Annotated in this window: 10 protein-coding genes and 5 tRNA genes; 11 read left to right on the top strand and 4 right to left on the bottom strand. The window is 57.6% G+C overall.

Annotated elements, in window-relative coordinates; all coding sequences use genetic code 11:
• Positions 1 to 43: 43 nt before the first annotated feature.
• Both OZX71_RS04575 and OZX71_RS04570 read left to right on the top strand, forming a co-directional pair.
• Complete coding sequence (locus OZX71_RS04575) at positions 44 to 880, top strand: HAD hydrolase family protein (RefSeq protein WP_277159496.1); 837 nt, start codon at positions 44 to 46, stop codon at positions 878 to 880.
• 117 nt (positions 881 to 997) lie between these two features.
• The gene (locus OZX71_RS04570; protein WP_277159495.1) at positions 998 to 1,795 is read left to right on the top strand and encodes an alpha/beta hydrolase; all 798 of its coding nucleotides are present in this window, start codon (positions 998 to 1,000) and stop codon (positions 1,793 to 1,795) included.
• 160 nt (positions 1,796 to 1,955) lie between these two features.
• Here OZX71_RS04570 and tal read toward each other — a convergent pair whose 3' ends face one another.
• Positions 1,956 to 3,059 (bottom strand): transaldolase, encoded by a 1,104-nt coding sequence (tal, locus tag OZX71_RS04565; protein WP_277146712.1) that lies wholly within the window; start codon positions 3,057 to 3,059, stop codon positions 1,956 to 1,958.
• A 127-nt stretch (positions 3,060 to 3,186) separates the two neighbouring features.
• Positions 3,187 to 5,286: a transketolase gene (tkt, locus tag OZX71_RS04560; protein ID WP_277159494.1), complete on the bottom strand. Its 2,100-nt coding sequence runs from the start codon at positions 5,284 to 5,286 to the stop codon at positions 3,187 to 3,189.
• Positions 5,287 to 5,584: 298 nt separating this feature from the next.
• Between tkt and hrcA the strand changes: the two genes are divergently transcribed.
• Both hrcA and dnaJ read left to right on the top strand, forming a co-directional pair.
• The gene (gene hrcA, locus OZX71_RS04555; RefSeq protein WP_277159493.1) at positions 5,585 to 6,673 is read left to right on the top strand and encodes a heat-inducible transcriptional repressor HrcA; all 1,089 of its coding nucleotides are present in this window, start codon (positions 5,585 to 5,587) and stop codon (positions 6,671 to 6,673) included.
• Positions 6,674 to 6,755: 82 nt separating this feature from the next.
• Positions 6,756 to 7,901 carry a molecular chaperone DnaJ gene (dnaJ, locus tag OZX71_RS04550; RefSeq protein ID WP_277159492.1) on the top strand — a complete coding sequence of 382 codons (1,146 nt, stop codon included), beginning with the start codon at positions 6,756 to 6,758 and terminating at the stop codon, positions 7,899 to 7,901.
• A gap of 115 nt (positions 7,902 to 8,016) precedes the next feature.
• On the opposite strand, the gene OZX71_RS04545 is transcribed toward dnaJ, so the two are convergent.
• Positions 8,017 to 8,808, bottom strand: a complete 792-nt coding sequence (locus OZX71_RS04545; RefSeq protein ID WP_277159491.1) for a fructosamine kinase family protein — start codon at positions 8,806 to 8,808, stop codon at positions 8,017 to 8,019.
• A gap of 276 nt (positions 8,809 to 9,084) precedes the next feature.
• Between OZX71_RS04545 and uppP the strand changes: the two genes are divergently transcribed.
• Positions 9,085 to 9,999, top strand: coding sequence for an undecaprenyl-diphosphatase UppP (gene uppP, locus OZX71_RS04540; RefSeq protein ID WP_277159490.1), 915 nt, complete (start codon positions 9,085 to 9,087; stop codon positions 9,997 to 9,999).
• A 142-nt stretch (positions 10,000 to 10,141) separates the two neighbouring features.
• Here the strand turns inward: uppP and OZX71_RS04535 are convergent, their stop codons facing one another.
• Entirely contained in the window at positions 10,142 to 11,020 is an 879-nt protein-coding gene (locus OZX71_RS04535; RefSeq protein WP_277146718.1) for a PAC2 family protein, read from the bottom strand.
• Between the two features lie 228 nt (positions 11,021 to 11,248).
• On the opposite strand from OZX71_RS04535, the gene OZX71_RS04530 reads away from it, so the two are divergent.
• From OZX71_RS04530 to thrS, 6 genes are all read left to right on the top strand, one after another.
• Positions 11,249 to 11,321: transfer RNA gene (locus OZX71_RS04530), tRNA-Gly, on the top strand.
• Positions 11,322 to 11,350: 29 nt separating this feature from the next.
• Positions 11,351 to 11,421 (top strand) — tRNA-Cys (locus OZX71_RS04525).
• A 41-nt stretch (positions 11,422 to 11,462) separates the two neighbouring features.
• Positions 11,463 to 11,535 (top strand) — tRNA-Val (locus OZX71_RS04520).
• Between the two features lie 48 nt (positions 11,536 to 11,583).
• Positions 11,584 to 11,656 (top strand) — tRNA-Val (locus OZX71_RS04515).
• 21 nt (positions 11,657 to 11,677) lie between these two features.
• A tRNA-Gly gene (locus OZX71_RS04510) sits at positions 11,678 to 11,750 on the top strand.
• 303 nt (positions 11,751 to 12,053) lie between these two features.
• Complete coding sequence (thrS, locus tag OZX71_RS04505; protein ID WP_277146719.1) at positions 12,054 to 14,087, top strand: threonine--tRNA ligase; 2,034 nt, start codon at positions 12,054 to 12,056, stop codon at positions 14,085 to 14,087.
• Positions 14,088 to 14,111 lie beyond the last annotated feature (24 nt).

Raw genomic sequence — 14,111 nt, 5'->3', positions numbered from 1 at the left:
ATCTCAAACTGTTGGACGGAGCTATGAGGAAGCAACGAATACTATGAATATTGACCTTTCGCATGGCGGCAAGCTGCTGGTGGTCGATTTGGACCTGACCGTGCTGTGCGGTGACGACTACGACGGGCGTTGGCTTTCCGAACGCAGCGAGCGGGCGTTCGACGCGGCACGCAAAGCCGGCAACGTGGTGATGGTGGCGACGGCCAGACCGCCGTTGACAGCGTTCGATCTCGTCCATCGGATCGGCGCCTCGGCGTGCGCCTATCACAACGGCGGCGTGGTCGACCTCGATTGCGTGCACTCGAGCGTGCAGGAAGTGGCCGACAACAGCAATGTCGGCAATCCGAACATCCTCCGTTTCGGAGTCTCTGTAGCCCGTTGCGTTGAGATCTGCAAGAGTCTGCTCGAGCAGATGCCCGATTTGCGGATGGGCATTGAATATGATGACACCCGTTATATGAATTTCGATCTGCATGAAGTCTGGCCGAATCAGCAGTATACACGCACTGATTTCAGCGATCTGCGCGAAGGCATGGCCGACAAGATCATGATGTTTCCCACGGATTTGCAGAAAGAGCGGCTGAAGTCCCTGCTACCCAAAGATATGTCGCTGCTTATTTCCGAGGATGTGCTCTGGCTGCTGATGAATCCCAAAGCCACGAAACTCAACGCGATGCGTGAAGCCTGTCGCCATTTTGATATTTCCATGAACGATACTATTGCTTTCGGCGACGACCTGATCGATATCGACATGCTGCAACATGCCGGTTGCGGTGTCGCTGTGGCCAACGCCAAACCCGAGGTCAAGGCTATCGTCAATGAGCTCTGCCCGTCGAACAACGACGACGGTGTGGCCCAATGGGTTGAAGCACATCTATGAGTGCTGCGGTTTGGTCTTTTTTGAATATGGCTTTGTGATTGTGCCTTCGATTTGACCGGTTTGTGAAGGTGTATCGTTGGATCGAAGATTTTAGCAGGTAAAAAGGGGAGTAGTGATATGGCTGTGCAGCCTGAAGCGTATACGGTTGTCAAAGGGGAAGGGCTGCCCATCGTCATCGCCCATGGCATGGGTGTCGACCATCGTTCGCTGATGATGCTCGATGACGCGTTTGCCGAAGGAACGCAACGTATCTATATGGATCTGCCGGGATATGGCCGGACTCCGGCGTTGCCGGGCGTCGGAGGATTACCGGAGCTCGCGGACTGGTTCTTCGATACCGTCAACGAATTGGTCGGTGATAATAAACGTTTTGCTCTTCTTGGTAATTCCATGGGCGGAGCGCTGGTACGTGACACTCTTTCCCGAGAGCCCAAACGTGTCGCCGGTCTGGCTCTAATCGCTCCCGTAGTCGACCCGGTGATGTCGCATCGTCGTTTGGCCAAGCACGTCGTTGCTGACGCGAACCCGCAGCTGACCCAGAGCCTGCCACAAGACAAGGTCATCGATTTCGTCACCATGGGCGTTAACCAGTCTTTCGACGCCTGGCGTCGCTACCAGCGCTATATCCTCCCCGGAACCAAGCTCTGCGACCGCGAAGCCAACGCTAAGCTCGGCCAGCGTTACTGGCTCGACACAGATCCAGAGCAGCGCTTGGGAATCTATTCGGGTCCCACGCTCATAGTGACCGGCCAACAGGACCAGATTGTCGGCAACGAAGACCAAAAGGCCCTGCTCCCGCATTATCCGAACGCCGTCTACAAAATCATCGATCCCGCCGGTCACAACATCCACGTCGACAACCCCGAAGCCGTAAAACCTCTCCTCGCCGAGTGGTCCAAACAGCTATTGAGCTAGTACAATTCTTTTATCCGCTGGCAGAAAGAGTCACCTTTCTCTAGGCATGAGTGAGTCCCTCGGATATGTGTTGTTCAGACGTAAAGCTTGGCCTACCGGCCTGGAGGGTGTCTGAACAACACATATCCGAGGGACTCACGTAACCCCGGATTAAAGGGAATCAGCCGTTGACGCGGTCGATACCGGCCTGGGTGTCGGAAAGCACGGAATCCCAGGAGGCGATGAACTTCGAGACGCCGTCGGCTTCGAGCTGGTCGGTGACGTCCTTGATGTTGATGCCGAGTGCGGCGAGCTTGTCCATGATGGCCTGGCTCTCCTCATAGGTGCCGGCGATGCTGGGCTTGCCATCACCGTGATCGGCGAGGGCGTTCAGCGTCTTTTCAGGCATCGTGTTGACGACGTCAGGAGCGACGAGTTCGTCGACATACTTGCAGTCGGAATAGGCGGCGTTCTTGGTGCCGGTGGAAGCCCACAGCGGACGCTGCTTCTTGGCGCCCTTGGCCTCGAGTGCGGGCCAGCGAGGATCGGAAGCGAACTTCTCCTCATAGAGCTTGTAGGCAAGGCGGGCGTTGGCCACAGCGGCCTTGCCTTCCAGAGCCTTCGCTTCGTCGGAGCCGTTGGCTTCGAGCAGCTTATCCACGGCGGTGTCGACGCGGGAGACGAAGAAGGAGGCGACCGAAGCCATGTGCTTCAGATCGTGGCCGTTCTTCGCGGCCTGCTCGAGACCGGAGATGTAGGCGTCGATGACCTGCTCATAGCGCTCGAGCGAGAAGATGAGCGTCACGTTGACGGAGATGCCCTTGGCGAGCGTGGCGGTGATGGCCGGCAGGCCTTCAAGGGTTGCCGGGATCTTGATCAGAGCGTTCGGACGATCGACCATCTTCCAGAGCAGCTCGGCTTGCTTCTCGGTGTTCTCGGTGTCGTGGGCCAGACGGGGATCGACCTCGATGGACACGCGGCCGTCGACGTAATCGGTCTTCTCGGCGACTTCACGGAAGATATCGGTGGCGTTGCGCACATCGGTGGTGGTCAGTTCGCGAACGGCGTCCTCGACATTGATGCGGCCGAGTTCCTTGAGCTGTTCGTCGTACGGGCCGACCTGGGCCAGAGCCTTCTGGAAGATGGACGGGTTGGTGGTCACGCCAACGACGTTCTTGTCCTTGATGAGCTCCTGCAGGTTGCCGGAGGTGATACGCGTGCGATCAAGGTCATCGAGCCAGATCGAGACACCGGAATCGCTGGTGCGCTGCGTTGCTTCTGTCATATTCTTATCTCCTTATTCCAATATCGGTATTGGAAAGTTTTTGTTTTTCAAAGCGATGCGGCTACTTGCGGCTCTTGCGAAATCCGGCAAACAACCGCATCGCTTATGCATTGTTGAGGTCAGGACCTCAGGCGCGAGCCTCTTCGATGGAGGCTTCGGCGGCTTCGACCACATGCTCGGCGGTGATGCCGAGGTCGATCATGTTCTGCGCACCGTCGCCCTGCAGGCCGAAACGCTCGATGGAAACCGGCTTGCCGCAGCTGCCGAGGTACTTGTACCAAGGCATGGCGATACCGGCCTCGATGGAGACGCGGGCACGAACGGACTTCGGAAGGATGGCTTCCTTGTAGTCCTCGTCCTGTTCCTCGAACCATTCCATGCACGGGAAGGAAACCACGCGGGCCTTCACGCCCTTGGCTGCGAGGGTCTTGGCACCCTCGACGGCCCACTGCACCTCGGAACCGGTGGCCATGATGATGACATCGGGTTCTCCGTCGGTGTCGACGAGGACGTAAGCGCCCTTGCGAACGCCGTCATGCGCCTTTTCGGCGGTTTCGGCAAGTGTCGGTACACCCTGACGGGTCAGGATCATCGCGGTCGGCAGGGTGTTCTTCTTCTCGAAGAAGTAGCGGTAGGCCTCGGCGGTCTCGAACTCGTCGGCAGGGCGGACGACTTCCATGTCAGGCATGGCGCGGAAGGCGGCCAGGTGCTCGATCGGCTGGTGGGTCGGGCCATCTTCGCCGAGAGCCACGGAATCGTGGGTCCAGATGTAGAGGTTCGGCAGCTTCATCAGCGCGGCGAGACGGACCGCCGGACGCTCATAGTCGGAGAACTGGAAGAACGTGCCGCCGTAGGGACGGGTGTCGCTGCCCAACAGGATGCCGTTGGTGATGGCGCCCATGGCGAACTCGCGCACGCCGAAGTGCAGCTGACGGCCGTACTTGTTGGCCTTGGGCCAGGTGCGGGTCTCGTCGGCTTCGGGGCCGAAGGTCTCAGCGCCGTCGATGTCGGTCTTGTTGGAGCCCGCGAGATCGGCGGAGCCGCCCCACAGTTCCGGCATGACCTTGGCGATGGCGTTCAAAACCTGGCCGGAGGACTTGCGGGTCGCGGCCTGATCGCCGGCGGCGAAGCTCTTCTCGAGCTCGTCGATGGCCTCGTCGAAGCCTTCGGGGAGCTTGTGGGCCTTGATGCGGTCATAGAGCTTGGACTGCTCGGGGTTGGCCTTGCGCCAAGCGGCGAGCTTCTCGTCCCATTCCTTGTGAGCCTCGAGGCCGCGGTCGGCGACCTTGCGGGCGTGGGCCAGAGCCTCTTCGTCAACGGGGAAGTCCACTGACGGGTCGAAGCCGAGAACCTTCTTGAGGCCGGCGACGGCTTCGGCGCCGAGCTTGGAGCCGTGCGCAGATTCGTCGTTGGTCTTGCCGGGGGTCGGCCAGGCCATCAGGGTGTCGACCTTGATGAACTTCGGGCGATCGGTGACTTTCTCGGCCTTGTCGAGCGCCGCGGCCAGGGCCTCGGTGTCTTCCTTGTAGGAGCCGTCGGGCTGGACGAAGCTGACTTCGTCGGTGTACCAGCCGTAAGCCTCATAACGCTTGAGGATGTCTTCGGAGAAGGTGAGCTTGGTGTCGCCTTCGATCTGGATGTGGTTGGCATCGAAGATCACGGTGAGGTTGCCGAGACGTTCGTTGCCGGCGAGGGAAGAGGCTTCCGAAGAAACGCCTTCCTCGACGTCGCCTTCGCCGCAGATGACCCAGACCTTGTGGTCGAAGGGCGAGGTGCCGGCGGGGGCGTTCGGATCGAGCAGGCCACGCTCGAAGCGCTGGCCATAGGCGAAGCCGACGGCGGAAGCGAGACCCTGGCCGAGCGGGCCGGTGGTCATTTCAAGGCCGGGGGTCAGGCCGACTTCAGGATGGCCCGGGGTGCGCGTGTCGGCGCCGCCGCGGAAGTACTTGAGGTCGTCAAGCGTCAGACCGTAGCCGGCGAAATAAAGCTGAACATACTGAGTCAGCGAGGCGTGGCCACCGGAGAGAATGAAACGATCGCGGCCGTCCCAGTGGGGGTCGTTGGGATCGTGCTTGATGTAATGCTGATAAAGTGTGTAGGCAATCGGAGCCAGGGAAATGGGAGAGCCTGGGTGGCCGCTGCCAGCCCGCTCAACCGCATCCGCGGAGAGCACCTTCGCCATCTTGACGGCGCGCTCGTCCAAATCCGACCAAGTGAAATCGGTCATAGGTGTATACTTTCCTTCCAATATTCTGGATGCCGCAAACGCGGCTTATTCCGCGCCGCAGAGCACCCTCACATTGCCCTTTCATGCTAACTTTAAGAGCCGACGAAAAGTGAGGTTTTGAACACCTTTGGTATGTTTTGTTATGTTAGCGTTCACGTAAACAAAACCTTGCAATATGGCCGAATATCCTGAGAGTGGAACGATTAGCACTCTCCAACCAAGAGTGCTAATACTTTGGTATACTTATCAATATTTGGATATCGCTTTGAGTGTCGAAACGACCATGGAAGGAGGACCGATGACACAGTCGAGACGCATGCTGGTGCTGAGGGCCGTGGTCGAGGATTATATCCGTTCGCAGGAGCCGGTCGGGTCGACGGCTTTGACGCGGGCGCACAACCTGGGGGTAAGCTCTGCGACCATACGAAACGACATGTCGGCTTTGGAAGAAGAAGGATATCTGATTCAGCCCCATACCTCGGCCGGACGCATCCCCACCGAACGTGGTTACCGTTATTTTGTCGATCGGCTCGCTTCGGTTGTCCCGCTCTCGCAAGCGCAACGACGTGGAATCACCACGTTTCTTTCCGGTTCGGTAAGCCTGTCGGACACGTTGCAGAGAGCTGCACGTCTCCTGGCCAATATCACCGGGCAGGTCGCGGTGGTCTCGTCTCCGGCGCTGTCGAAATCAAAGCTGCGACATATAGAGATCGTCCCGTTGAACGCCGCCACCATGCTTACCGTCATCATCACGGATTCAGGTTCGGTGGCTCAGCATACCTTTACCTTGAGGCAGTTGCCTGATGCCATCGCGTTGAACAGGTTTTCCGGGCTCGTCAATGAGCAATGCATGGATATGCCGCTGGTGCAGGCCGCGCGTCGTATCCGCACTATCATCAAAGCGCCTGAATACGGTTCAGTACGTCCGCTGGGGGAGAGCCTTGCCAAAACCGTCGAATCAATGGCTCACGACGAAGGCACCGGGCAGATGTATATGGCCGGGACTTCGCAGCTCGCCCACAAACAATCGCGCGCCGACCTTGCGCCGTTGTTCGACGCGTTGGAAGAACAGGTCGTCCTCATGCATCTGATGAGTGATCTCAGTGAGGAAAGCGAGGTCGGTGTGGCCATCGGCTCCGAGACCAGGACGCCCGGGCTTATTCACGCCTCTGTGGTTTCTTCCGGCTACGGCCGTAGCGAGACGGACGAGGTGTCGGACGCCGATAACGATTCTGACGGGGAAGAGGTTAGCGGATCGGTTTCTCATCCCGTGGCGTTTGTCGGCTCTATCGGCCCCACGCATATGGATTACGAGACGACGATCACGGCGGTGCGGGCCGTCGCCAGATACCTCACGGATCTGATAGCCAGCGATGAGACGGCTTAGTATTCCAAGGCTTATGAAACAATAACTGGCAGAACGTACCATAAACATTATTCGGTTAGAAGCATACATTCGAGGAATTTCAGTGGCAGAAACAGACTATTACGAAGTGTTGGGCGTAGAGCGCGGCGCAAGCGACGAGGAGATCAAGAAGGCTTACCGCAAGATGAGCCGCAAATACCATCCAGATATCGCGGGTCCTCAGTATGAGGACAAATTCAAGGAAGTCAACAACGCCTACGACGTGCTGAGCGACCCAGACAAACGTCGCATGTACGATTCCGGTATTGATCCTAACGACCCGAATGCGGGTTCAGGCTTCGCGTCCGCAGGTTTCGGCGATATGGGCGACATCTTCGGCCAGTTCTTCGGCAATGCCTTCGGTGGCGGCGGGCAAGGTCCGATTCCGCGTACCCAACCTGGGCGTGACGCGCTTTCCAGCACTTCCATCGATCTCAAGACAGCGGTGTTCGGCGGAACCGCGCATGTGAAGATCAATACGTTCGGCCTGTGCCAGAAATGCGGCGGCAAAGGTACGGCAAACGGTGAAAACCCGGTAACCTGCCCGGATTGTCGCGGTCAGGGCGTGCGCCAGCAAGTCCGGCGGACCATGCTTGGCCAGATGATGACGACGGTGCAATGCGAGCGTTGCGAAGGTCACGGCACCGTCATCGAACATCCCTGCCCGACCTGCCAGGGCCATGGCCGTATCCGTACTACGCGTGAGGTCGGTGTCACCGTTCCGGCCGGGATCGAAGACAATACCCGCCTGCGCCTTGCCAATCAGGGTGAGGTCGGCGAAGGCGGCGGTGCTGCAGGAGACCTCTATATCGATATCCGTATCAAGCCGGACAAGCAGTTCACGCGTGAAGGCGACGATCTGCATTGCTGGATACAGATTCCGATGAGTTGGGCCGTGCTCGGTCACGACCTCGATATCGATACGTTTGACGGCAAGCAGACCATCAGCATTCCGGAGGGCTGCCAGCCAGAGGAAACCGTTTCCATCAGGGGAATCGGCGTGGCGAAGATGCGCAAGCCCGAAGAACGCGGTGACCTGGTAGCTCATGTGAGCGTCCATATTCCCACCAAGCTCAGTGACGGCGAACGCGACCTCATCGAGCAATTCGCGAAAAGCCACGACGCAAACGCCGTCAAGGTGAATCAAAGCTCACGGCCGGCGGCAAACAGAAAGGGCTTCTTCGATAAGCTCAAAGACGCCCTTCACTGAAAAACACGAATCCATCACTTTTCAGAGTATTGTATTGCAACGGTGATAGTGAGAAGCGCTTTCGGATACGGTCTTGGACGAAAGCGCTTCTCGCATAAGGATTTGGGAATGGTCTTCAGGACAGCAGCGAGCGGCACATGGCACGGTATTCGCTGACATAGCCTCCACCGAAGAAGACGCAGTGCCCGGCGATCGGGTAGAGCTGCCAGATGGTGATTCTATCGGGGAACCCTTTTTTGAGGGGATGCGCTGATTCGTAGCCGTCGAGAATTTCGTCCAAATAGGGCATGCCGAAAAGATTGAGCATCGCGAGATCCTCTTCTCGATGACCGCCGTGCGCGGCCGGATCGATCAGAACGGCTTCGCTCTGCCCGGAATCGTCGGTCCACATCACATTGCCGCTCCACAGATCGCCATGCACCCGTGCCGGTTTGTCTTGCGCTGCAAGCCCGAGCAGATCGGGCAGCGCATCGATGACTTCCTGCGTCATTTCCAGATCGTTGTCGTTCAGTTCACCGCGTTTGACCCCGAGTCTGACCATGGGCAGCAGACGTCCCTCACCCAAGTAGTCAACGGGGTTCGTCCATTTGCCGGTATCCATCGGTACCGGATCCTGCAGCGGGCCGAAATAGCATGTTCCGTCATAACCGGCCGGTGCGGAACCGAAATAGTCGGCGCCCGCATCGTGCATATGTGCAAGAGCGACTCCGAAGTCATGGGCCGCCTTGGGAGTGGGAGAGCAGGAGTTCACTCGTTCGATGTCGAGCCATCCGTCTCCCCATCCATAGACGTCGACCACACGCGGTCCGCCCTGTGATTGGGCCTCGCCCAGCCATTTGAGACCTTTGCCTTCGCACTCGAAGAATCCCTTTGGCGCGAACGCCCTGCTTTTACGGTATTTTGCCATGATGCTACCTTTCTTTTGCTTTCAGTAGCCATAAAGGAATCCTACCAGCACTTGCAAAGCGATTTTTCTGGTTCGCGGCTTATCGGGCAATGGACTTCTTTGTGCGGTTCTGTATTCCAATTGCGTATGCGATGTGAGACAATCACAGTCGAGACACACGGAGTTCCGATACATTGGGTAGGCTGAACACGTTAGACACGAACCCCGTAGGCTACCCGCCGTATTGACGAATGCGAGTAAGACTCTTCCTGACGGGGACACGCATAAAGAGGGATTATGAATTTCTTCCAAGCCATCGTTCTGGGACTGGTCCAGGCGCTCACCGAATACCTTCCGGTGTCCTCCAGCGCACATATCCGCATTGTCGGTGAACTGATGCTCAATTCCGACCCGGGCGCGGCGTTCACCGCCATCATCCAACTCGGCACAGAGCTTGCGGTCATCTTGTATTTCAGACGTGATATCGTCAGGATTCTTTCGCACTGGTTCTCGTGCCTGTTCGGCCATCGCGGCACGGATTGGAAATCCCGGCTCGGCAAAGGCGACCGCGACGCGACGTTCGGCTGGTACATCATCATCGGCACCATTCCTATTCTCATCGCAGGCGTCCTCTTTCAGAAAGCCATCGAAACCACGCTTCGCAACCTTTGGATCACGGTGACAGTGCTTCTGCTGTTCGGTATCCTTTTGTGGGTCGTCGACGCAAGATTCCCCGAGCGCAAGACCGTTCGCGAGATGAATTGGAAGGACGCCCTGCTTTTCGGCGTCGGCCAGATGCTGGCGCTGATTCCCGGCGTCTCCCGTTCCGGCGGCACCATTACCTTTGGGCGTGCGATGGGCTATACGCGCGAGGATGTCGTGCGAGTGAGCTTTATCATGGCCATTCCCGCTGTATTCGGTTCCGGCATTCTGGAAGCCGTCAAGGCTGTCGGGGATTACAAGAGCGAGCCGAATTTCCCGGGCTGGGGTGCGACGTTGGCTGCGATGGTGGTCAGCTTTATTGTCGGTTATTTCGTCATCATCGCGTTTCTGAAATTCGTTTCGACCTTCTCGTACAGGGCGTTCGCCATCTACCGCATCATCATCGCCGTCGTGGTCGCGATTCTTTTGATTGCCGGCGTGCTTCAGGCCTCACCCGCGACTGCCGAGGCTGTAACATCAACGATTGCACCGATTGCCGCTCTGATTTGAGTGTGTTCGATGCTGTTTGAATAAGCTGCGTCGAGCAAACAGAAGGTGCCTGCCGAATAGACGATCGGCAGGCACCTTCTGTTGTTTTGATCCCGTGAGTTCTTGTTTTATCAGTGATCGAAGTATCTGTTAGCGCAGACTTTCAGTCTTGTATGTGTGAAAGGAACTCCTCGGCTTCCTGAGCTATCTCGTCACCGCGTGAGACGATGCCGTTGCCCAGCTTGTCGAGTTGCTGGTCGAGGTCGTATTTGGCCTCGAGATGATGGATGTAGAATTTCAGGTCATCGTTGCAATTGGCGAGGACGTCGGCCTGCGCCTTCCAGGTCACGGATTGCTGCGGCAGTGTTCCGGTGTTGAGCTGAACGCCCAATATTTGCGAGAGCCTCTGCAATATCTGCAGTGTGCCTTGCGGGCATTCGTCCCCGGCCAGGTATTGCGGTACGGAGATCCACATCGAATTGGTGCTGAACCCCTCCTGCTCGGCGAACATGTCGAGTACTGTAGGGATGCCGACCGGCCCGTCGTAAGGGTTGCTGCCTTTGCTGTGCCTCTGCGAATCCTTGACCGCGCCCCCCCGGATGCTTGATTCTCCGCGCCGCAACGCCGATTCTTCGATGGGCAGTGGACGGGTGTGCGGGCAGTCGGCGAACATCGATCCCAAGGTCACGATTTCGCTGACATCCAGTTCATCGGCGATACGCAGGGAATGACGGCAATAATCGATCCACCGGTAATTGGGTTCCGGGGCTATCTGGGCGTATATATGGGTTTCCGGGGCAATCGTGATTTCGTAGAAGGTCGTCTGCGGCCAGACGATGCGTGCCTGACCGGTGATATGGCAGATCATCGGACGTGCGGACTGCAGGTCGTAATAGCTGTCGGTGCGAATATGTCTGATCTCACGTGACTCGTAGGTGGCCACGAGATGGCGGATTACATTGGTGGCTGCCTGGCTGGCGTCGTTCCATCCTTCGAAGGCGCAGACCATGATCGGCTTCGCTGTTTTCGCATCTGTTGTCATAAATTCTAATTTAACTGCTAGAAACCTTGAAATTTGAGGGCTTATGCCATCGGTGAATGAGTTTCATCTACGAGAGTAGAAACAAACATTGTGGAACGGGGTAAGGAAGTGACCAATTATTCGGCAGAAATATTGATATTTCGGGGCGACACGCAGCCATTTGTCAAATGGCCGAAGACCATATATAGTTATCTCTCGTGCTTCGGTGAAGGAATTCACTGAGACTTTGCGGACATAGCTTAGTTGGTAAAGCGCGACCTTGCCAAGGTCGAGAGCGCGGGTCCGAGTCCCGTTGTCCGCTCTAGGTCCGAAGAGTTGTAACGACCTTACGGTGGGTTAGCCAATCGGTTAGGCAGCGGCCTGCAAAGCCGTATAGACGAGTTCGACTCTCGTACCCACCTCGGAAGAGGAAAGCGGAAGCTTTTTGATTCCAAGACAACCTGGGCGGTTGGCGCAGAGGCTAGCGCACTTCCCTGACACGGAAGGGGTCACAAGTTCGAATCTTGTATCGCCCACAAGGACCGGAGGAGACTCCGGTTTTTGTTTCATAAATGAATACAATCGGGTGATTAGCGCAGCGGTTAGCGCACTTCCCTCACACGGAAGGGGTCGCTGGTTCGATTCCAGCATCACCCACGATTAGTATCTAATCTTTTTGCGGACATAGCTTAGTTGGTAAAGCGCGACCTTGCCAAGGTCGAGACCGCGGGTCCGAGTCCCGTTGTCCGCTCTTTTATTCGCTTATAATTCTCTAACAGTGTCAAGGGCTATATGTTTTTCTTTCTGGATGCTGAATATTTTTATCATTCTTGATTGGGGTTTGGGGATATGCCTTGTTCGGGCGTAAGACACGGCCGAGCGGCCAAGGAGCGTCCCGAACAAGGCATATCCCCAAACCCCGCACAGTAAGTGGCCTTGTGGATGCATCGCTTTCGCAGCCATGTCGGCCTGCTCTCATATTGTTGGCACTGTTGAATTACCGTCCAGGTCTGCCCCTAGTAACGCGGACCCTGAAAGCAAAGGACACCATACCATGGCTGAACAAACCATCTCCATCACACTCAACGGAAGCGCAAAGGAGGTGGAAGCCACACAGACCGGCACCGATCTCTTTGCCGAAGACAAGAACATCATCGCCGTGCGTCTCAACGGCAAGCCTCGTGACCTTTACACCCCGCTTCATGACGGCGACACCGTCGAACCCATTGCCTTGGACAGCGAGGACGGTTTGGCGATTATGCGCCACTCCGCCACCCATGTGATGGCGCAGGCCGTTCAGGAGATTCGACCGGATGCCAAGCTCGGCATCGGCCCGGCCATCGAAAACGGCTTCTACTATGATTTCGACGTTGACAAGCCCTTCACCCCCGAAGACCTGAAGGAAATCGACAAGCGCATGAAGCGCATCATCAAGTCCTCACAGTCGTTCCGCCGTCGTGTGGTCACCGAGGACGAGGCCAAGGCCGAAGAGGCCGACCAGCCTTACAAGCTTGAGCTCATCGGCAAGAAGAAGGAAGACATCGACGAAACCGTCGGCACCGAGGTGCCGAATCAGGGCGAGATCACGATGTACGACAACCTCGACCGTGACGGCAACATCGTCTGGAAGGACCTCTGCCAAGGGCCACACCTGCCCAATACTCGCTATATCAAGGCTTTCAAGCTGGAACGTACCGCGGCCGCCTACTGGCTCGGTGACGAGCACAACCCGTCGATGCAGCGTATCTATGGCACGGCCTGGGCTTCCAAGGAAGACCTGAAGGCCTATCAGACCCGTATGGAGGAGGCCGCCAAGCGCGACCACCGCAAGCTTGGAGCCGAAATGGACCTCTTCTCCTTCCCGGAGGAGATCGGACCCGGCCTGCCCGTCTTCCACCCGAAGGGCGGTGCGATCATCAACGCCATGGAGGACTACTCCCGTGAGATGCATCGCAAGGCCGGATACAGCTTCGTGCAGACCCCTCACATCACCAAGGGCGGCCTCTACGAGACCAGCGGCCACCTGCAGTGGTACAAGGACGGCATGTTCCCACCGATGCACCTCGACGAGGAGAGCGACGAGAACGGCAACGTCACCAAGCAGGGCTTCGACTACTACCTGAAGCCGATGAACTGCCCGATGCACAACCTCATCTTCAAGTCCCGCCAGCGCTCCTACAAGGAGCTGCCGCTGCGTCTCTTCGAGTTCGGCACCGTCTACCGCTACGAGAAGAGCGGCGAGGTCCACGGTCTGACCCGCGTGCGCGGCTTGACGCAGGATGATTCGCACATCTACTGCACCCGTGAGCAGATGAAGGGCGAGTTGAAGTCCATCCTCAACTTCGTGCTGAAGGTCCTCAAGGACTTCGGCCTGAACGACTTCTACCTTGAGCTCTCCACCAAGGACGAGAAGAAGTTTGTGGGAAGCGACGAGATCTGGACCGAGGCCACCGAGACGCTGCGCGAGGTCGCCGAGGAATCCAAGCTCGAGCTCGTCGCCGATCCGGGCGGGGCCGCCTTCTACGGACCGAAGATCTCCGTGCAGGCCCGTGACGCCATCGGCCGAACCTGGCAGGTCTCGACCATCCAGCTCGATTTCAACCTGCCTGAGCGCTTCAAGCTCGAGTACATCGCGAAGGACGGCACCCACCAGCGTCCGGTGATGATCCACCGTGCCCTGTTCGGTTCCATCGAGCGCTTCTTCGCCATCCTGCTTGAGCACTATGCAGGCGCCTTCCCGGTCTGGCTGGCCCCGGTTCAGGTCACGGGCATCCCTGTGGCCGACGAGTTCGCGCCTCATCTGCGCAAGTTCATCGATTCCCTGACGCAGGAGACCGTGCGCTGCGAGATGGACACCTCCGACGACCGCTTCGGCAAGAAGATCCGCAATGCCTCGAAGTCGAAGGTTCCCTTCACTCTGATCGTCGGCGAGGATGACGTCAACAAGAACGCGGTGAGCTTCCGCTTCCGCGACGGCAGCCAGCTCAACGGCGTGCCGGTCGAGACGGCGAAGGCCGACATCCTGAAGGTCATCAAGTCCCGTGCCCAGGTCAACAACGCCGACGATTTCGCCGAAGCGACGAAGTAAGAAACCTGTCCCAAGGAAAAGCTA

This window comes from Bifidobacterium sp. ESL0764, from assembly GCF_029395515.1.
GTDB lineage: Bacteria > Actinomycetota > Actinomycetes > Actinomycetales > Bifidobacteriaceae > Bifidobacterium.
Note: the sequence above shows the minus strand (reverse complement) of the source record. Positions and strands in the feature narration are given on the sequence as shown.

Coding starts and splice junctions, on each gene's coding strand:
- hrcA (WP_277159493.1), top strand. CDS start 5,585: ATGACACAGTCGAGACGCATGCTGGTGCTGAGGGCCGTGGTCGAGGAT.
- OZX71_RS04545 (WP_277159491.1), bottom strand. CDS start 8,808: ATGGCAAAATACCGTAAAAGCAGGGCGTTCGCGCCAAAGGGATTCTTC.
- tal (WP_277146712.1), bottom strand. CDS start 3,059: ATGACAGAAGCAACGCAGCGCACCAGCGATTCCGGTGTCTCGATCTGG.
- OZX71_RS04570 (WP_277159495.1), top strand. CDS start 998: ATGGCTGTGCAGCCTGAAGCGTATACGGTTGTCAAAGGGGAAGGGCTG.
- OZX71_RS04535 (WP_277146718.1), bottom strand. CDS start 11,020: ATGACAACAGATGCGAAAACAGCGAAGCCGATCATGGTCTGCGCCTTC.
- thrS (WP_277146719.1), top strand. CDS start 12,054: ATGGCTGAACAAACCATCTCCATCACACTCAACGGAAGCGCAAAGGAG.
- tkt (WP_277159494.1), bottom strand. CDS start 5,286: ATGACCGATTTCACTTGGTCGGATTTGGACGAGCGCGCCGTCAAGATG.
- OZX71_RS04575 (WP_277159496.1), top strand. CDS start 44: ATGAATATTGACCTTTCGCATGGCGGCAAGCTGCTGGTGGTCGATTTG.
- uppP (WP_277159490.1), top strand. CDS start 9,085: ATGAATTTCTTCCAAGCCATCGTTCTGGGACTGGTCCAGGCGCTCACC.